The sequence below is a fragment of the Micromonospora sp. NPDC049060 genome (genome assembly GCF_040649055.1).
GTDB lineage: Bacteria > Actinomycetota > Actinomycetes > Mycobacteriales > Micromonosporaceae > Micromonospora > Micromonospora reichwaldensis.
Genome location: NZ_JBEZEV010000026.1, coordinates 24508 through 40508, shown reverse-complemented (window position 1 = coordinate 40508; position 16001 = coordinate 24508). Strand labels below are relative to the sequence as shown.

Sequence of the window (16001 nt, the reverse complement as noted above, 5' to 3'; positions counted from 1 at the left end):
CCGACCGCCCCGCCGCTCGCGTGCGAGCGCCCCTGCCGCCGCGCTTCGCGTGCAACACCCTGCCGCCGCGCTTCCGCGTGGGAGCGCCCCGCCGCCGCGCCTTCGCGCGCGGCCGCCCCGCCGCTCGCGTGCGGCCGCCCAGGTGATCAGGACGCCATGGACGTTATCCGGCCGTTTTAAGGTCCATGGCGTCCTGATCACCATTGGCTGGATCGTCGTAAACACGGCGTTCCCGGAATGCGTCAGTTACCAGCCGGACAATTCGGGCGGGGTGCTGCGGTGCGTCGTCCGCCGTGGAGCGCAGCGCCGACCAGCCCGCCGCGCGTAGTGCGTTGAGCGCCGAGCCACGTCCCGCCGGAAGTGGCTGCGTTCCGGTGGTGGTCACCCTCGTACTCGATCGGCCCGCCAGCCCCGGGTACCCCCCGGGGCCGGTGGGCCTTTCCCGGTCCGGACGGGCTGCTTCCGGTCCGGGCGGATGCGGCCCCGGCGGGTGTCTCGTGCGTCCCGTAACGGACCAGCCCCCCACCCCGACGTGCGTCGGGGTGGGGGGCGGTCGTGGCTCGCCCGGGGTCAGGCGTTGTCCAGCTCGCTGTCCAGGATGTCGAACAGGTCGTCCGCCGTGACCGAGGCGAGGTCCGTGGCCTGGGCCGGGCTGGACTTGTCGCGCCACCTGGTCAGCAGCCGTTGCAGGGCAGCGGCGATGTCCGTCTCCGCCGTCTGCGTCGCGTCCACCAGCTCCAGCGTCGCCTCGACCCTGGCGATGCTGTCGACGAGGGTACGCAGGTTGAGCTGCGCCTGGTTGCCGCCCAGCTCCCCGATCAGGTGCTCCACGAGCGCCGCGGGCGTGGGGTGGTCGAACGTCAGCGTCGCCGGCATCCGCAGGCCGGTGGCCTGGTTGAGCCGGTTGCGCAGCTCCACCGCCGTCAGCGAGTCGAAGCCCAACTGCTTGAACGCCTGGTCCGCCGCGATGGTCTCCACCGAGTCGTGGGCCAGCACGGCGGCCACGTTCGTGCGTACCAGGGTCAGCAGCACCTCGCGCTGCTCCGGCTCGGCGAGGCCGGCCAGCCGGCTGGACAGCGACGCCGCGCTGCCGGCCGAGGAGGCGCGCCGGGGGCGGGTGAAGGAGCGTAGCGGTGCCGGCGCGGACGTGCTCGTGCGCAGGACACCCACGTCCAACCTGATCGGGACCAGGCACGGCTCGTCGGTCCGGCAGGCCGCGTCGAACAGCGCGAGCCCCTCCTCGACGGTGTGCGCCCGCACGCCGGTGCGTCCGATGCGGGCGAGGTCGGCCTCGGTGAGCCCACCGGTCATCGCGCCACCGCTGCGCCACAGGCCCCAGGCCAGCGAGGTCGCCGTGCGGCCGGACGCCCGACGGCGTGCGGCGAGCGCGTCCAGGAAGGCGTTCGCCGCCGCGTAGTTCGCCTGGCCGGCCGTGCCCAGCACCCCGGTCGCCGAGGAGAACAGCACGAACAGCTCGACGTCGCCGGCCAGCTCGTGCAGGTTCAGCGCCGCGTCGACCTTCGCCCGCAGCACCGAGTCCACCCGTTCCGGCGTGAGCGACTCGACCGTACCGTCGTCCAGCACGCCCGCGGCGTGCACGACGCCGACCAGGTCGGGCAGGGACGCCAGGAGTTCCGCCAGCGCGGTCCGGTCGGCGGCGTCGCAGGCGGCGACCGTGATCCTGGCGCCCAGCGACTCCAGCTCGGCCGTCAGCTCCGCGGCGCCCGGCGCGGCCGGGCCACGACGGGAGGTCAGCACGAGGTGCCGCGCACCGTGCGCGGTGACCAGGTGGCGGGCCAGTTCCGCGCCCAGGGCGCCGGTGCCGCCGGTGACGAGCACGGCGCCCGCCGGGTCGAACAGGCGGCGGTCCGAGGTGGCCGCGAAGGTTGCGAGGCGCGGCACGGTCGGCATCCCGTCGCGTACGGCGACCTGCGGCTCGCCGGTCGCGACGGCCGCGCCGACGAGAGCCGGGTCGTCGGTGTCGACGAGGACGAAACGATCGGGATGCTCGGTCTGCGCCGAGCGGACCAGGCCCCAGACCGCCGCGCCCGCCGGGTTCGTGCCGTCGGTCGCACCCTGCGACACGAACACCAGCGGGGAGCGGTCGCCGGGCAGCCACTCCTGGACCGCCGCGAGCGCGTCGTGCACGGCGGCCCGTACCGCCTCGGCGTCCGTGCCGGTCCCGACCTGGAACACGTCGAAGGCGCCAGCGGGGGCCACGGGCGTGGGGACGGGCTGCCACTCCAACCGGTGCAGCCCGTCCGGACCGGCGCTGGAGCGCAGCTGCTCGATGGTCACCGGGCGCGCGACCAGGGACTCGACCGTGGCCACCGGCATGCCGGTGGCGTCGGCGAGCGCCAGGGCGTACGCGTCGCCGGCGGTGGGCGTGATCCGCACCCGCAGGGCCGTCGCCCCGGTGGTCAGCACCCGTACGCCGTGCCAGCTGAACGGCAGGCGCAGCGGACCGTCGGCCCCGGTGGCCAGGGAGATCGGGTGCAGGGCCGCGTCCAGCAGCGCCGGATGCAGTCCGAAGCGGCCCGCCGGCGCGTCGACGGGGAGCGCGACCTCCGCGAGCAGTTCGTCGCCGCGCCGCCAGGCCGCCACCAGTCCCCGGAACGCGGGGCCGTAGTCGACGCCGAGGTCGGCGATGCGGTCGTACAGTTCCTCGACCGGCGCGGGGACGGCGTCGGCGGGGGGCCACTCACCGGCCCAGCCGGTCTCGGGCTCCGCGGCGGTGTCGAGCAGGCCGCTCGCGTGCTGCGTCCACGGCTCGTCGTCGAGCGCGTCCTCGCGCCGGGAGTGCACCCGCAGCGGCCGGCGCCCGGCCTCGTCGGGTTCCCCGACCTCCACCTGCACCCGTACCGCGCCGTCGGCCGGCAGCACCAGCGGCGCGTGCAGGGTCAGCTCCTCGACGCGGTCGAGGTCGACGTGCTCGGCGGCCCGCCGCGCGAGTTCGACGAACGCGGCACCCGGCAGCAGGACCGTACCCAGGACGGCGTGGTCGGCGAGCCAGGGCTGTTCGCGCAGGGAGAGCCGGCCGGTGAGCACGCTCCGCTGGGAGTCGGCGAGCGCCAGCACCGCGCCGAGCAGCGGATGGTCCGCCGCCCCGAGCCCGAGCCCGGCGGCGTCCGCCGGCCCCTCGTCGGGGACCAGCCAGTACCGCTGGTGCTGGAACGGGTACGTCGGCAGCTCCACCTCGCGGGCGCCCGCCCGGTACGCGCCGGCGTCGGGGCCGGCCCCGGCGGTGAAGAGTCGCCCGACGGCCCTGCCGAGGGTCGCGGTCTCGGGTTGTCCCCGGCGGGTGGCGGCGATGGTGGTGGCGTCGCCGGTGGCGGCGGCCGTGGCGAGGACGGTGTCGGGGCCGATCTCGAGGAAGGTGCCGACGTGGTGCGTGCCGGCGAGAGCCTCGACGGCCTCGTGGAAGCGGACGGTGTGGCGCAGTTGGGTGACCCAGTGGTCGGGGGTGGAGCGCAGCGGTCGGCCGTCGACGGTGGAGATGACGGGAACGGTGGGCTCCCGGTGGGTGATGGAGTCGGCGACGGCGCGGTACTCGTCGAGGACGGGGTCCATCAGGTGGGAGTGGAAGGCGTGGGAGACGGTGAGCCGCTTCGTCCGGTGGCCCTGCGCGGCGAGTGCCTCGGCGGCCGCGAGGGTGGCGGCCTCGTCGCCGGAGAGGACGAGGTCGGTGCCGGTGTTGACGGCGGCGACGCCGACCACGTCGGTGAGGTACGGGGTGACCTGTTCCTCGGTGGCCTGCACGGCGACCATGGCGCCCCCGGTGGGGAGGGCCTGCATGAGCGTGGCGCGGGCGGCGACGAGCTTCGCGGCGTCGGCGAGGTCCCAGACGCCGGCGACGTGGGCGGCGGCGAGTTCGCCGATGGAGTGTCCGGCGAGGTGGTCGGGGCGGATGCCCCAGGATTCGAGGAGCCGGTAGAGGGCGACCTCGAAGGCGAACAGGGCGGGTTGGGTGTAGCCGGTCTGGTGCACCTCGTCGGTGTCGATGACCTTGCGCAGCGGTTGGTCGAGGTGCGCGTCGAGGGCGGCGCAGACCTCGTCGAAGGCGGCGGCGAAGACGGGGTACGCGGCGGCGAGTTCGCTGCCCATGCCCAGTCGCTGGGCGCCCTGCCCGGTGAACAGGAACGCCAACCTGCCGGCTCCGGGGGTGCCGGTGACCAGGTTGGCGGCCTCCTGGCCGGCGGCCAGCGCGGCGAGGCCGTCGAGGAGTTCCCGCCTGTCGGTCCCGACGACGGCGGCCCGCTGCGTGAACCGGACCCGGGCGGCCAGGGAGCGCGCGACGTCGGCGTCCGGCAGTTCGGGGCGGGCCGCGAGGTGGTCGTACAGGCGGCGGGCCTGTTCCCGCAGGGCCTGCTCCGAGCGGGCGGACAGCAGCCACGGCAGGGCCTGCGGCGGCGTGCCGGCGTCGGCGCTGTCGGCCTCGGCGGGGGGCTCCTCGATGATCACGTGCGCGTTCGTGCCGCTGACGCCGAACGAGGACACCCCGGCGCGGCGCGGGTGGCCGTTGCGCTGCCACTCGGCCGGCTCGGTCAGCAGCGCGACCGAGCCCGCCGACCAGTCGACCTTCGGCGACGGCTCGTCGACGTGCAGGGTGCGCGGCAGCAGCCCGTGCCGCAGGGCGAGGACCATCTTGATGACCCCGCCGACGCCGGCGGCGGCCTGGGCGTGGCCGATGTTGGACTTGAGCGAGCCCAACCAGAGCGGGCGTTCGCGGTCCTGGCCGTAGGTGGCGAGGATGGCCTGGGCCTCGATGGGGTCGCCCAGGGAAGTGCCGGTGCCGTGCGCCTCGATGGCGTCCACCTGGTCGGCCGACAGCCCGGCGTTGGCCAGCGCCGACCGGATGACCCGCTGCTGCGAGGGCCCGTTGGGGGCGGTGAGCCCGTTGGAGGCGCCGTCCTGGTTGACGGCCGAGCCGCGGACGACCGCCAGGACGCGGTGGCCGTTGCGGCGGGCGTCGGAGAGCCGCTCGACGACCAGCACGCCGACGCCCTCCGCCCAGCCGGTGCCGTCCGCGGCGGCGGCGAACGACTTGCACCGGCCGTCGCGGGCGAGGCCCCGCTGCTTGGAGAACTCGACGTACAGGCTGGGGGTGGACATGACTGTCACGCCGCCGGTCAGCGCGAGGGAGCACTCGCCGGAGCGCAGCGCCTGCACGGCGAGGTGCAGGGCGACCAGCGATGACGAGCAGGCGGTGTCGACGGTGACCGCCGGCCCCTCCAGCCCGAACGTGTACGCCACCCTGCCCGAGGCGACGCTGCCCGCGGTTCCGGTGCCCAGGAACCCCTCGACACCGTCGGGTACGGCGCTCGCCCCGGCGGCGTAGTCGTGCGTCATGAGGCCGGTGAACACGCCGGTGGGTGAGCCGCGCAGCGCGTCCGGCCGGAGGCCTGCGTTCTCCAGCGCCGCCGAGCAGGTCTCCAGGAAGATCCGCTGCTGCGGGTCCATCGCCAGCGCCTCGCGGGGGCTGATGCCGAAGAACTCCGCGTCGAACCCGGCCGCGTCGAGCAGGAACCCGCCCCGGTCGACGTAGCTGGTGCCGGGGGTGTCCGGGTCGGGGTCGAACAGCGTGTCCAGCGACCAGCCGCGGTCGGTCGGGAAGCCGCTGATGCCCTCCCGCCCGTCGAGCAGCAGCTGCCACAGCTCGTCGGGTGAGGTGACGCCGCCGGGGTAGCGGCAGGCCATGCCGACGATCGCGATGGGCTCGTCGGTGGGGCGGGCGGCGACCGCCGCCACGACGGGGCGCGGTTCGTCCTCCCGGTCGCCCAGCTCGCCCCGCAGGTACTCGACGAGGGCGTCCGGGGTGGGGTAGTCGAATGTCAGCGTCGCGGGCAGGCGCAGCCCCGTCGCGGTGTTGAGCCGGTTGCGCAGCTCGACGGCCATCAGCGAGTCGAAGCCGAGCTGGCGGAACGGTTCGGTCACGGAGACGGCGTCCGCGTCCGGCTGGGCGAGCACGGTCGCGACCTGCGTACGCACGATGTCGAGCAGCAGCCCGCGCTGCTCCTCCTCGCTGCGCCCGGCCAGCTCGCGGGCCAGCGCGGTGGCGCCCGGCCGGGTCGCGGCCTGCCGCCGGCGCGGCACCCTGGCCAGGCCGTGCAGCGGCGGCGCGGCGTTCGTGGCGGCGCGTACCGCGGCGACGTCGATGGTGACGGGCACCAGGTGCGCCAGGTCGGAGCGGCACGCGGCGTCGAACAGCGCGAGCCCTTCCTCGACGCTGTGCGGGAGGAGGCCGCCGCGCGCGATGCGGGCCAGGTCGGTCTCGCCGAGCTGGCTGGTCATTGCGCTGGCCTCGCCCCACAGGCCCCAGGACAGCGAGGTGGCGGCCCGGCCCTCGGCCCGGCGCTGTGCGGCCAGGGCGTCGAGGAACGCGTTCGCCGCCGCGTAGTTCGCCTGCCCCGCGGTGCCGATGACGCTCGCGACGGAGGAGTAGAGCACGAACAGGTCGACGTCGCCGGCCAGCTCGTGCAGGTTGAGCGCGGCGTCGAGCTTGGGTCGCAGGACGGCGTCGAGGCGGTCGGGCGTGAGCGACTCCAGGATGCCGTCGTCGAGCACGCCCGCGGTGTGCACCACGCCCACCAGCGGCCGGGCGAGCCCGTCGAGCAGCGCCGACAGCGCCTCGCGGTCGGCGGTGTCGCACGCGACGACGTCGACCGTGATGGCGCCGAGGGCGGTCAGCTCCTCGGCCAACGCGGCGGCGCCCGGCGCGTCCAGGCCCCGGCGGGAGGCGAGGACCAGGTGCTCCGCGCCGTGCCGGGTGACCAGGTGGCGGGCGAGCGCGGCGCCGAGCGTTCCGGTGCCACCGGTGATCAGGACGGACCCCGTCGCGTCGAACAGCGCGCCGTCCGGGGTGGTGGCGGCGTGCCGGGCGAGCCGCGGCACCGTCAGCGCCCCGTCGCGGACGGCGAGCTGCGGCTCCCCGGTGGCGAACGCGGCGGCGAGGGCGCGCTCCGACTTGTCGGTGCCGTCGGTCTCGACGAGGACGAAGCGGTCCGGGTGCTCGGTCTGGGCGGAGCGGACCATGCCCCACGCCGCCGCGCCCGCGAGGTCGCCGCCGCGGGTGACCACGGCCAGCCGCGCGGTGCCGGCCGCGGCCCGCTGAAGCGTCGCCAGCGTGTCGTGGAGGGACTGTCGTACGGCGTCGGCGGTGTCGCCCGCCTCGACCCGGAACACCTCGACGTCGGGCGTGCCGGTGCCGGTCGGGGCGGCCACGGGCACCCAGTCCGTGCGGTACAGCGCGGCGGTGGGGCCGCTCGCGCCGGCCAGGCCGTCCGTCGTGACCGGCCGGACCGCTACCGCGTCGGCGCTCAGCACCGGGTTGCCGTCGTCGTCGGTGGTGCTCACCCGCAGGGTGTTCTCGCCGGCCGGGGTCAGCCGGACCCGCAGCGCCGAGGCCCCCCGGCGGTGCAGCCGCACCCCCCGCCAGGAGAAGGGCAGCCAGGCCCGGCCGCCCGGGTTCCCGCCGCCGTCGAGGTGCAGTACGAGCGGGTGCATGGCGGCGTCGAGCAGCGCCGGGTGTACGCCGTAGCGCACGGCTGCCGGCTCGTCCTCGGTGCGCAGGGTGGCCCGGGCGAACAGCTCGTCGCCGCGCCGCCACACCTCCTGGACGCCCTGGAAGGCGGGCCCGTAGCAGAATCCGCGCGCCAGCAGCCAGCCGTAGAAGTCGCCGACCTCGACGGGCTCCGCGCCGGGTGGCGGCCACTCCTCCAGCACCGGGGCCGGCGCGGGTGCGTCGGCCAGCGTGCCCGAGGCGTGGCACGTCCACTCCGCGCCCGGCGGCTGCCCGGCCGGCTGGGAGTACACGCCGAACTCGCGGCGGCCCTGCTCGTCGGGTCGGCCGACCCACACCTGGAGGTTGACCCGCTGCTCCTCGGTCAGGGTCAGCGGGGTCTGGAGGGTGAGTTCCTCGATCGTGCCGCTGCCGGTGTGCTCGGCGGCGTGCGCGGCCAGTTCGAGGAACGCGGTGCCGGGCAGCAGGACCGTGTCGAGGACGGCGTGGTCGACCAGCCACGGCTGCTCGCGCAGGGAGAGCCGCCCGGTGAGCACGAGCCGGTCGGTGTCGACGACGCCCAGCACCGCGCCGAGCAGCGGGTGGCGCGCCGCGGTGAGGCCGGCCGCGCCCACGTCGCTCCCGGCCGTGGGCCGCAGCCAGTACGACCTCCGCTGGAACGGGTACGTCGGCAGCGGCACCTCGCGAGCGCCGGGGAAGTAGGCGTCGGCGTCCGGGCTCGTCCCGACGGTGAAGAGGTGGCCGACGGCCCGGGCGAGGCTGTGCGTCTCCGGCTGCCCCCGGCGCATGGTGGCGATGCCGGTGGCGTCGCCGGTGGTGGTGGCCAGGACGGTGTCGGGGCCGATCTCGAGGAAGGTCTCGACGCGGCCGTCGGCGGTGAGGGCGGCGACGGCGTCGTGGAAGCGTACGGCCCGGCGGACCTGGGTGACCCAGTGCTCGGGCGTGGAGCGCAGCGGCTGGCCGTCGACCGTGGAGATCAGCCCGATGCGGGGTTCGTGGTGGGTGATGGACGCGGCGACGGCCCGGTAGTCGTCGAGCATCGGGTCCATCAGGTGGGAGTGGGCGCCCAGCGGGATCGGCAGCCGCTTGGTCTTGTGCCCGAGCGCGGCGAGCTGCTCGGCGGCGGCGAGGGTGGCGGCCTCGTCGCCGGAGATGACCAGGTCGGTGGGGGTGTTGATGGCGGCGATGCCGACCTGCTCACTGAGGTACGGGGTGACCTGCTCCTCGGTGGCCTGCACGGCGACCATCACGCCGCCCAGGGGCAGGGCCGCCATGAGGGTGGCGCGGGCGGCGACGAGCTTCGCGGCGTCGGCGAGCGACCAGACCCCGGCCACGTACGCGGCGGAGAGCTCGCCGAGGGAGTGCCCCGCCACGAAGTCGGGGCGGATGCCCCACGACTCGACGAGCCGGTGGAGGGCGACCTCGAAGGCGAACAGGGCCGGCTGCGTGTACGCGAACCGGTGCAGGTCGTCGCTGCGGATGATCTCGCGTACCGGCTTGTCCAGGTGCCGGTCCAGCTCGGCGCAGGCCTCGTCGAAGGCGTCCGCGAAGACGGGGTACGCGGCGGCGAGTTCGGTGCCCATGCCGAGGTACTGGGCGCCCGTACCGGTGAACAGGAACGCCAGCCCGCCGGGGCGGGCGGTGCCGGTGAGCACGTCGGCGGTGCCCTGACCGGCGGCGAGGGCGGCGAGGCCGTCGAGCAGGTCCTGCCGGGTGGCGCCGGTGACCGCGGCCCGGTGGCCGAAGGCGACCCGGGTGGTGACGAGGGACCGGCCGACGTCGGCGACCGACAGCCCGGGCCGGTCGGCGAGGTGCTCGTGCAGCCGGCGGGCCTGCTCCCGTACCGCCTGCTCGGAGCGCGCCGACAGCAGCAACGGCAGCACCGGCGGTGCGGCGGGGGCGTCGGCGGCCGGGGCGTCGGCGGCGGGCGGCTCCTCGATGATCACGTGCGCGTTCGTGCCGCTCATCCCGAACGACGAGACGGCGGCCCGGCGCGGCCGGTCGCCGGCGGGCCACGCGACCGGCTCGGTCAGCAGCGACACCGCGCCGGCCGACCAGTCCACCTTGCGGCTCGGCTCCGAGACGTGCAGGGTGCGCGGCAGCAGCCCGTTGCGCAGGGCGAGGACCATCTTGATCACGCCGCCGACGCCGGCGGCGGCCTGCGTGTGGCCGATGTTGGACTTGAGCGAGCCGAGCCGGAGCGGCTGTTCGCGGCCCTGGCCGTAGGTGGCGAGGATCGCCTGGGCCTCGATGGGGTCGCCCAGGGACGTGCCGGTGCCGTGCGCCTCCAGCGCGTCCACCTCGCCGGGTGCGAGGCCCGCGTTGGCGAGCGCGGCGCGGATGACCCGCTGCTGCGAGGGGCCGTTGGGGGCGGTGAGGCCGTTGGAGGCGCCGTCCTGGTTGACGGCCGAGCCGCGGACGACCGCCAGGACGCGGTGGCCGTTGCGGCGGGCGTCGGAGAGCCGCTCCACCACCAGCACGCCGACGCCCTCGCCCCAGCCGGTGCCGTCGGCGTCGTCGGAGAACGCCTTGCACCGCCCGTCGGGGGAGAGGCCGTTCTGCCGGGAGAACTCGGTGAAGGTCTCCGTGCCGGCCATCACGGTCACGCCGCCCGCCAGGGCCATCGCGCACTCGCCGGAGCGCAGCGCGCGTACGGCCAGGTGCAGGGCGACCAGCGACGCCGAGCAGGCGGTGTCGACGGTCATCGCCTGGCCCTCCAGGCCCAGGGCGTACGCGACCCGGCCGGACGCCACGCTGCTCGCGGTGCCGGTGATGAGGTGGCCGTCGACCCCGTCCTCCTCGCTGTGCCCGAGCCGGCCGTAGTTCTGCACGTGCAGGCCCGTGAAGACGGCGGTGTCGCTGCCGCGCATCGAGGTCGGCGGGATGCCGGCGTGCTCCAGCGCCTCCCACGCGGTCTCCAGGAACACCCGCTGCTGCGGGTCCATCGCCAGCGCCTCGCGGGGGCTGATGCCGAAGAACTCCGCGTCGAACTCGTCCGCGTCGTGCAGGAAGCCGCCGGCGGTCGCGTTGCACGTGCCCGGGCCGTCGCCCGCGAACAGCGCCGCGAGGTCCCAGCCGCGGTTGGTGGGGAACTCGCCGATGACGTCGGTGCCGTCCGCGACCACCCGCCACAGGTCGTCCGGGGAGGTGATGCCGCCCGGGTAGCGGCAGGCCATGCCGACGATCGCGATCGGCTCGCTCTCGTCGTACGACTCGACCGTGGCCGGCGCCGCCTCGGCCGTGCCCAACCCCAGGGCGTCGAGCAGGTGGCTGGCGAGGATGTCCGGCGTCGGGTAGTCGAAGACCAGGCTCGCCGGCAGGCTGAGGCCGGTCGCGGCGCAGAGCCGGTTGCGCAGCTGCACGGCGATGAGCGAGTCGTAGCCGAGCTGGCGGAACGGCGTCTCGCCGTCGATCGTCGCGGGCGCCTGGTCGCCCAGGACCTCGCCGGTCGCGGCCCGTACGAGGTCGCGCAGCAGGCCGAGCCGGTCGTCCGCCGGGGACGCCAGCAGCCGCTCGGCCAGGGCGTTGCCGGCGCCGTCGGTGCCGGCGTCGGCGGCCAGCACGGGGCGCGCGGCGACGACGCAGGGCTCGCCCGCAGCCAGTGCGGCGTCGAGAAGGGCGCTTCGTCGTGCCGCGGGGGGCCGGGCGAAGCCCGGCGCGCTCCACGCCACGGAGACGCCGGGCAGGCCGAGCGCGCGCCGGTGCCGCACCAGCGCGTCGGCGGCGACGGTGGCGGCGACGTCGCGGCCGTCGGTGAGCAGCACGAGGTTGGCCGGGGCGTGCCCGAGCGGCGCGGTGTGCAGGGCCAGCGTCTCGGTGACCGTGAGGTCCACCGCCGCGACGGTGGTGACCGGCCGGTCGCCGAGCACGGCCGCCAGCGTCTCCGGGGCGAACGGCACGTCCGGGTGCACGCAGACCTCGGCGCCGAACGCCGCCAGCTCCGCCGGGGCGCCCGCCGGCACGTCGTCCGGCCCCACCAGGACCAGTTCGCGTACGTCGTGGGCCGCCACGAGGTGGCGGGTGAGCGCCGCGTCGTACGACCGGGCGACGAGCACGACCGTGCCCCGCAGCGGTGCGCCGCCGGGCAGGGCGGGGACGTCCGCGTACCGGGGCACGAGCAGTTCGCCCTCGCGTACGGCCAGCACGTCCTCGCCGCAGGCCACGGCCGCGCGCAGCTCCTCGGCACCGACCCGGTCGGCGTCGACGAGCACGAGCCGGCCGGGGCGGCGGAGCTGGTGGGCCCGCGCGAGCGCCCAGGCGGCGGCCTGCCCGGGGGCCGCCGCGTCGTCGCCGTGCAGGCCGCCCCGGGTCAGTACGACCAGGCGCGAGTCCGCCGGGTGGTCCTCGTCGAGCACCCGCGCCAGCAGCTCGGACAGCGCGGTGTGGTCGGGGTAGCTGTCGACGGTGAGGTCGTCGTCGGTGAGGTCGGCGGTCAGCTCGGGCGGGCCCACGACCGCCCAGGCGAGCCGACCGGGGTCCGATCCGGAGTCGGGTTCCGGTGCCGGCTCCCAGCGCAGCGCGTGCAGCCGGTCGGGCAGCGATCCGGCCGCGCCGATCAGGCGGGCGGGCAGCTCGGGGAGCCGGTGCCGGGCGGGGCTGCCGAGGGCGGTGCGGGGGATCTCCCGCACCAGGTACGTCTCGACCGGCACGGCCGCGGCGGGCAGTTCCGCGCGGCACCGCGCCAGCAGGCCGGCGGCGTCCACGTCGGACCCGACGACGAACGCGACCGGACCGTCGGGCCCGGCGAGGGCCGCCGCGTCGGCCACCCCCGCCGCGGCGCGCAGCACCGCGTCGATCCGGTCCAGCCGGACCCGCTCGCCGTCGACCTCGACCGCGTCGGCCAGCCGGCCGGTGACCGTCAGGTGCCCGGAGTCGTCGCGGCGGGCCAGGTCGCCGGTGCGGTACCAGCCGCCGCGCAGTGCCTCGGCCGTCTCGGCGGCGAGGTCGTGGTAGCCGCCGGCCATCACGTTCGGGCCGCTGACCCAGACCTCACCCTCCTGCCCGGGGCCCAGGTCGGCGCCCGATGCGGGGTCGACCACCCGCACGCTCAGGCCCGGCAGGGGCAGGCAGCGTCGCTCCGCGTCGCCGCCCGGCCAGCTCACCGCGATCAGGCCGGACGTCTCGGTGGTCACGTAGCCGGTGAGCAGCGGCGCGGCGAACGCGGCCTCGAAGGGCCCGCGCAGCGCCGGGTCCACGGGTCCGACGGCCAGCGCGATCCGTACCCCCCGTGGGTCGGGGCCCGGGGCGTCCAGCAGGGCGCGGTGCGTCGCGCCGGCGCCCACCAGCACGGTGCTGCCCTGCGCGGCGAGCGCGGCCCGCAGCTCGTCGGGGGAGAGGCCGCCGGCGAGGCGTACCGACGCCCCCGCCGCGGTGGCGGCGAGGAGCTGCCCGAAGCAGGCGTGCACGGGCAGCATCCACAGCACCCGGTCGTCCGCTGTCCACCCGAGTCCGGCCACGTACGTCGCCGCGGCGGCGGGCCACAGCGCGTTGCGCTGCGTGGACAGCACGCCCTTGCGGCGGCCGGTCGTTCCCGCCGTCCAGGTGAGGAACGCCAGGTCGTCGAGGCCGGCGTCGTCCTGGGGCGGCGACGCCGGGTCGGTCGTCGCCAGCTCCTCGAACGAGTGCCCGTCGCCGTCGTGCCCGCCGTCGACGACGAGGACCGACACGGACACCCGCGCCGCGTTCGCCGCGTCGGTGATGACCGCGTCGGCGCCGGCGTCCTCGACCAGCCGGGCCAGCTCGGCGTCGTCCAGGGCCGGGTCCAGCGGCACCGCGATGCCGCCGGCCCGGACGACGGCGAGGGCGCCCTCCACCGCCGTGACCCCGTCGAGCAGGACGACGACGCGGTCCGCCGGCCACACGCCGAGGTCGGCGAGGTGGCCGGCGAGCCGCGCCGTCCGTATCTCCAGCTCCGCGTGGGTCACGTTCCGCCGCGAGTCGGCGTACGCGACCTGGTTGCCGGACCGGTCGGCGTTGGTCCGGAGCAGTTCGGGCAGGGGCCGGAGCAGATCGGTACGCGGCATGGTTCAACAACCTCTTGTCGGATAGCAGTGGTGATGCGGACCGTGGGTGGGGATGCGCTCAGGACCGTGACCGGAAGGGACACCAGGGCGGGCACCAGCGGCGTACGCCTGACCTTCAGCGACTCCCGGGGGGCGGCGAGGCCGATGTCCGGGAAGCGGGTGCACAGCTCCCGGAGGGCGGGTGGGGGAACCGCTTCGGGGCGTCGTACGCCGCGTACGGGCGCGCGAAGTGGTCGTCGTCCATCAGCTGCCGATGCCCGTGCACCGGGCACGTGTCCGCCATGTCGTCCTCGCTGTGATCGCTCGGAAGGAATCGCTGTCGGATGCGGTGCGCCGGGCGGGAGGGACCGCCCGCGCGCTCATGGTGCCCCCAGCCCGTCCACGCTCGGGTAACTGCCGGGACGACCGCCGTTGGTGCGGGTCACGCCTGCACTCACGGGTACGGGAGGTCCGAATCGGGCCCGTGGGCCAGTTCTTCCGCTGTTACCGGGTGATGGACGCGCGCTGATTACGTTCAGTTCGCACTCGTGCGCAAGGAGAAACGGCGATGACGACGTCGCGGGCCAGGCACAGCGCGGCCGATGGGCTGGCGAGTGCGGAGGGCGAGTCCGTCCAGATCGTCGACCTGCCCCGGCGTCTCCCGGACGACGACGGCGGCATCGCCGGGTGCGAGGTGCGGATGGCGCCGGTCAGCCCGCCCGGCATGCGTTCCCAGGCCGACGCGGCGTGAGCCGCCCCCACCCCGTACGTCCACTGAGGAGGACTTGGTGACCGTTCAGTTGCGCACGCTCGTCGACGTGGCACGCCGGCACGCCGCCCAGCAGCCGGAAGCCGTCGCGATCATCTGCGAGGGCCGGCGCGTCGACTACGCCACCCTGCACCGCGTCAGCAACCAGGTGGCGCGCGGCCTCCAGGCGGCGGGCCTGCGCCCCGGGGACCGCGTCGCCTACCTCGGCAAGGAGTCCGAGCACTTCTACGACCTGCTCTTCGGCGCCGCGAAGATCGGCGTGGTGTTCGTGCCGATCAACTGGCGGTTGGCCGCCGGCGAGGTCGAGCACATCCTGCGTGACTCCGGCGCCGCCCTGCTCTTCGTCGACGCCGATTCGACCCCCGTCGCCGAGAAGCTGGCGCCGGAGCTGCCGATGCTGCGGCAGGTGGTCGCGCTGGACGCCGACGGCGTGGCCCGCGCCGGCTTCGCGGCCTGGGTGTCGGCGCAGCCGGACGCGAACGTGCTGGCCAAGGTCACGTCCGACACGCCGCTGGCGCAGATGTACACCAGCGGCACGACGGGGCTGCCGAAGGGCGTCGTCCTGGCGCACCGCAGCTTCTTCGCGGTACGCGACGGGCTCGCCTCGGAGAACCTGGACTGGCTCGACCTGCGCGAGAGCGACGTCAGCCTGCTCTGCAACGGCGGTTTCCACATCGGCGGCCTGTCGTGGGCGGCGATGGGGTTCGCCGCGGGCGCCACGAACGTCCTGATGCGCGAGTTCAACACTGCGGGCGCGGTCGAGCTGATCAGATCGCTGCGCGTCACCACCATCCTCGCGGTGCCCTCGATGCTGCGACTGCTGCTCGCGGAGCCCGGCGTCACCAAGGCGGGCTTCGCCTCGCTGCGGAAGATCGTCTACGGCAGCGCGCCCATCTCGACGGCGCTGCTGGCCCGCTGCATCGAGGGCTTCGGCTGCGAGTTCGCCCAGATCTACGGTCTGACCGAGACCGGCAACTCCGCCGTCTGCCTGCCCCCGGCCGACCACACCCCGGACGGCGGCAAGATGCAGTCGGCGGGGCTGCCGTACCCGGGCTTCGAGGTCAAGATCGTGGACGACAAGGGCGACCCGCTGCCGGCTGGCGAGGTCGGCGAGGTCTGGCTGCGTTCGCCCGGCGTGATGGTGGAGTACTGGAACCTGCCGGAGGCCACGGCGAAGACGCTTGTCGACGGCTGGGTCGTCACCGGGGACGCCGGCTTGCTGGACGAGGACGGTTACCTGTACATCCGGGACCGGATCAAGGACATGATCATCGTCTCGGGGGAGAACGTCTACCCGGTCGAGGTCGAGAACGTGATCAGCCGACACCCGCTGGTCGCCGAGTCGGCGGTCGTCGGGGTGCCGGACGAACGCTGGGGCGAGGCCGTCTACGCGTTCGTGGTGCCGGTGGAGGGGCAGCAGCTCACCGAACGCGACCTGGCGCTGCACCTGCGCGGCCAGCTCGCCGGCTTCAAGCAGCCGCTGCACTACGAGTTCATCGACCGGGTGCCGCGCAACCCCAGCGGGAAGATCCTGCGCCGCGAGCTGCGGGAGCGTTTCTGGCAGGGGCACGACCGCCGGGTGAGCTGATCGCGATGACGGCGGTGGTCGGCGAGCGGGACACCCGTGACCCGCTGCACCGGCCCGAACGGTCCGCGCGTCACTGGCTACCGTCCGTCATCGAGCCTGCTCGTCGCGTGCCGGGGGCGTCGG

Annotated in this window: 3 protein-coding genes; 2 read left to right on the top strand and 1 reads right to left on the bottom strand. The window is 75.4% G+C overall.

What is annotated here, in order from left to right; translation table 11 throughout:
* Positions 1-570: 570 nt before the first annotated feature.
* A complete protein-coding gene (locus AB0B83_RS13050; RefSeq protein WP_357578333.1) occupies positions 571-13542 on the bottom strand; it encodes an SDR family NAD(P)-dependent oxidoreductase in 12972 nt (4323 codons plus the stop codon).
* Between the two features lie 547 nt (positions 13543-14089).
* On the opposite strand from AB0B83_RS13050, the gene AB0B83_RS13045 reads away from it, so the two are divergent.
* Positions 14090-14272: a hypothetical protein gene (locus AB0B83_RS13045; RefSeq protein WP_357578332.1), complete on the top strand. Its 183-nt coding sequence runs from the start codon at positions 14090-14092 to the stop codon at positions 14270-14272.
* A gap of 37 nt (positions 14273-14309) precedes the next feature.
* Positions 14310-15878, top strand: coding sequence for a fatty acid--CoA ligase (locus AB0B83_RS13040; RefSeq protein WP_357578331.1), 1569 nt, complete (start codon positions 14310-14312; stop codon positions 15876-15878).
* Positions 15879-16001: the final 123 nt, after the last annotated feature.

What these genes read in the sequence shown, in the direction of transcription:
- AB0B83_RS13050 (WP_357578333.1), bottom strand. Translation starts at nt 13,542, where the DNA reads ATGCCGCGTACCGATCTGCTCCGGCCCCTGCCCGAACTGCTCCGGACC.
- AB0B83_RS13045 (WP_357578332.1), top strand. Translation starts at nt 14,090, where the DNA reads ATGACGACGTCGCGGGCCAGGCACAGCGCGGCCGATGGGCTGGCGAGT.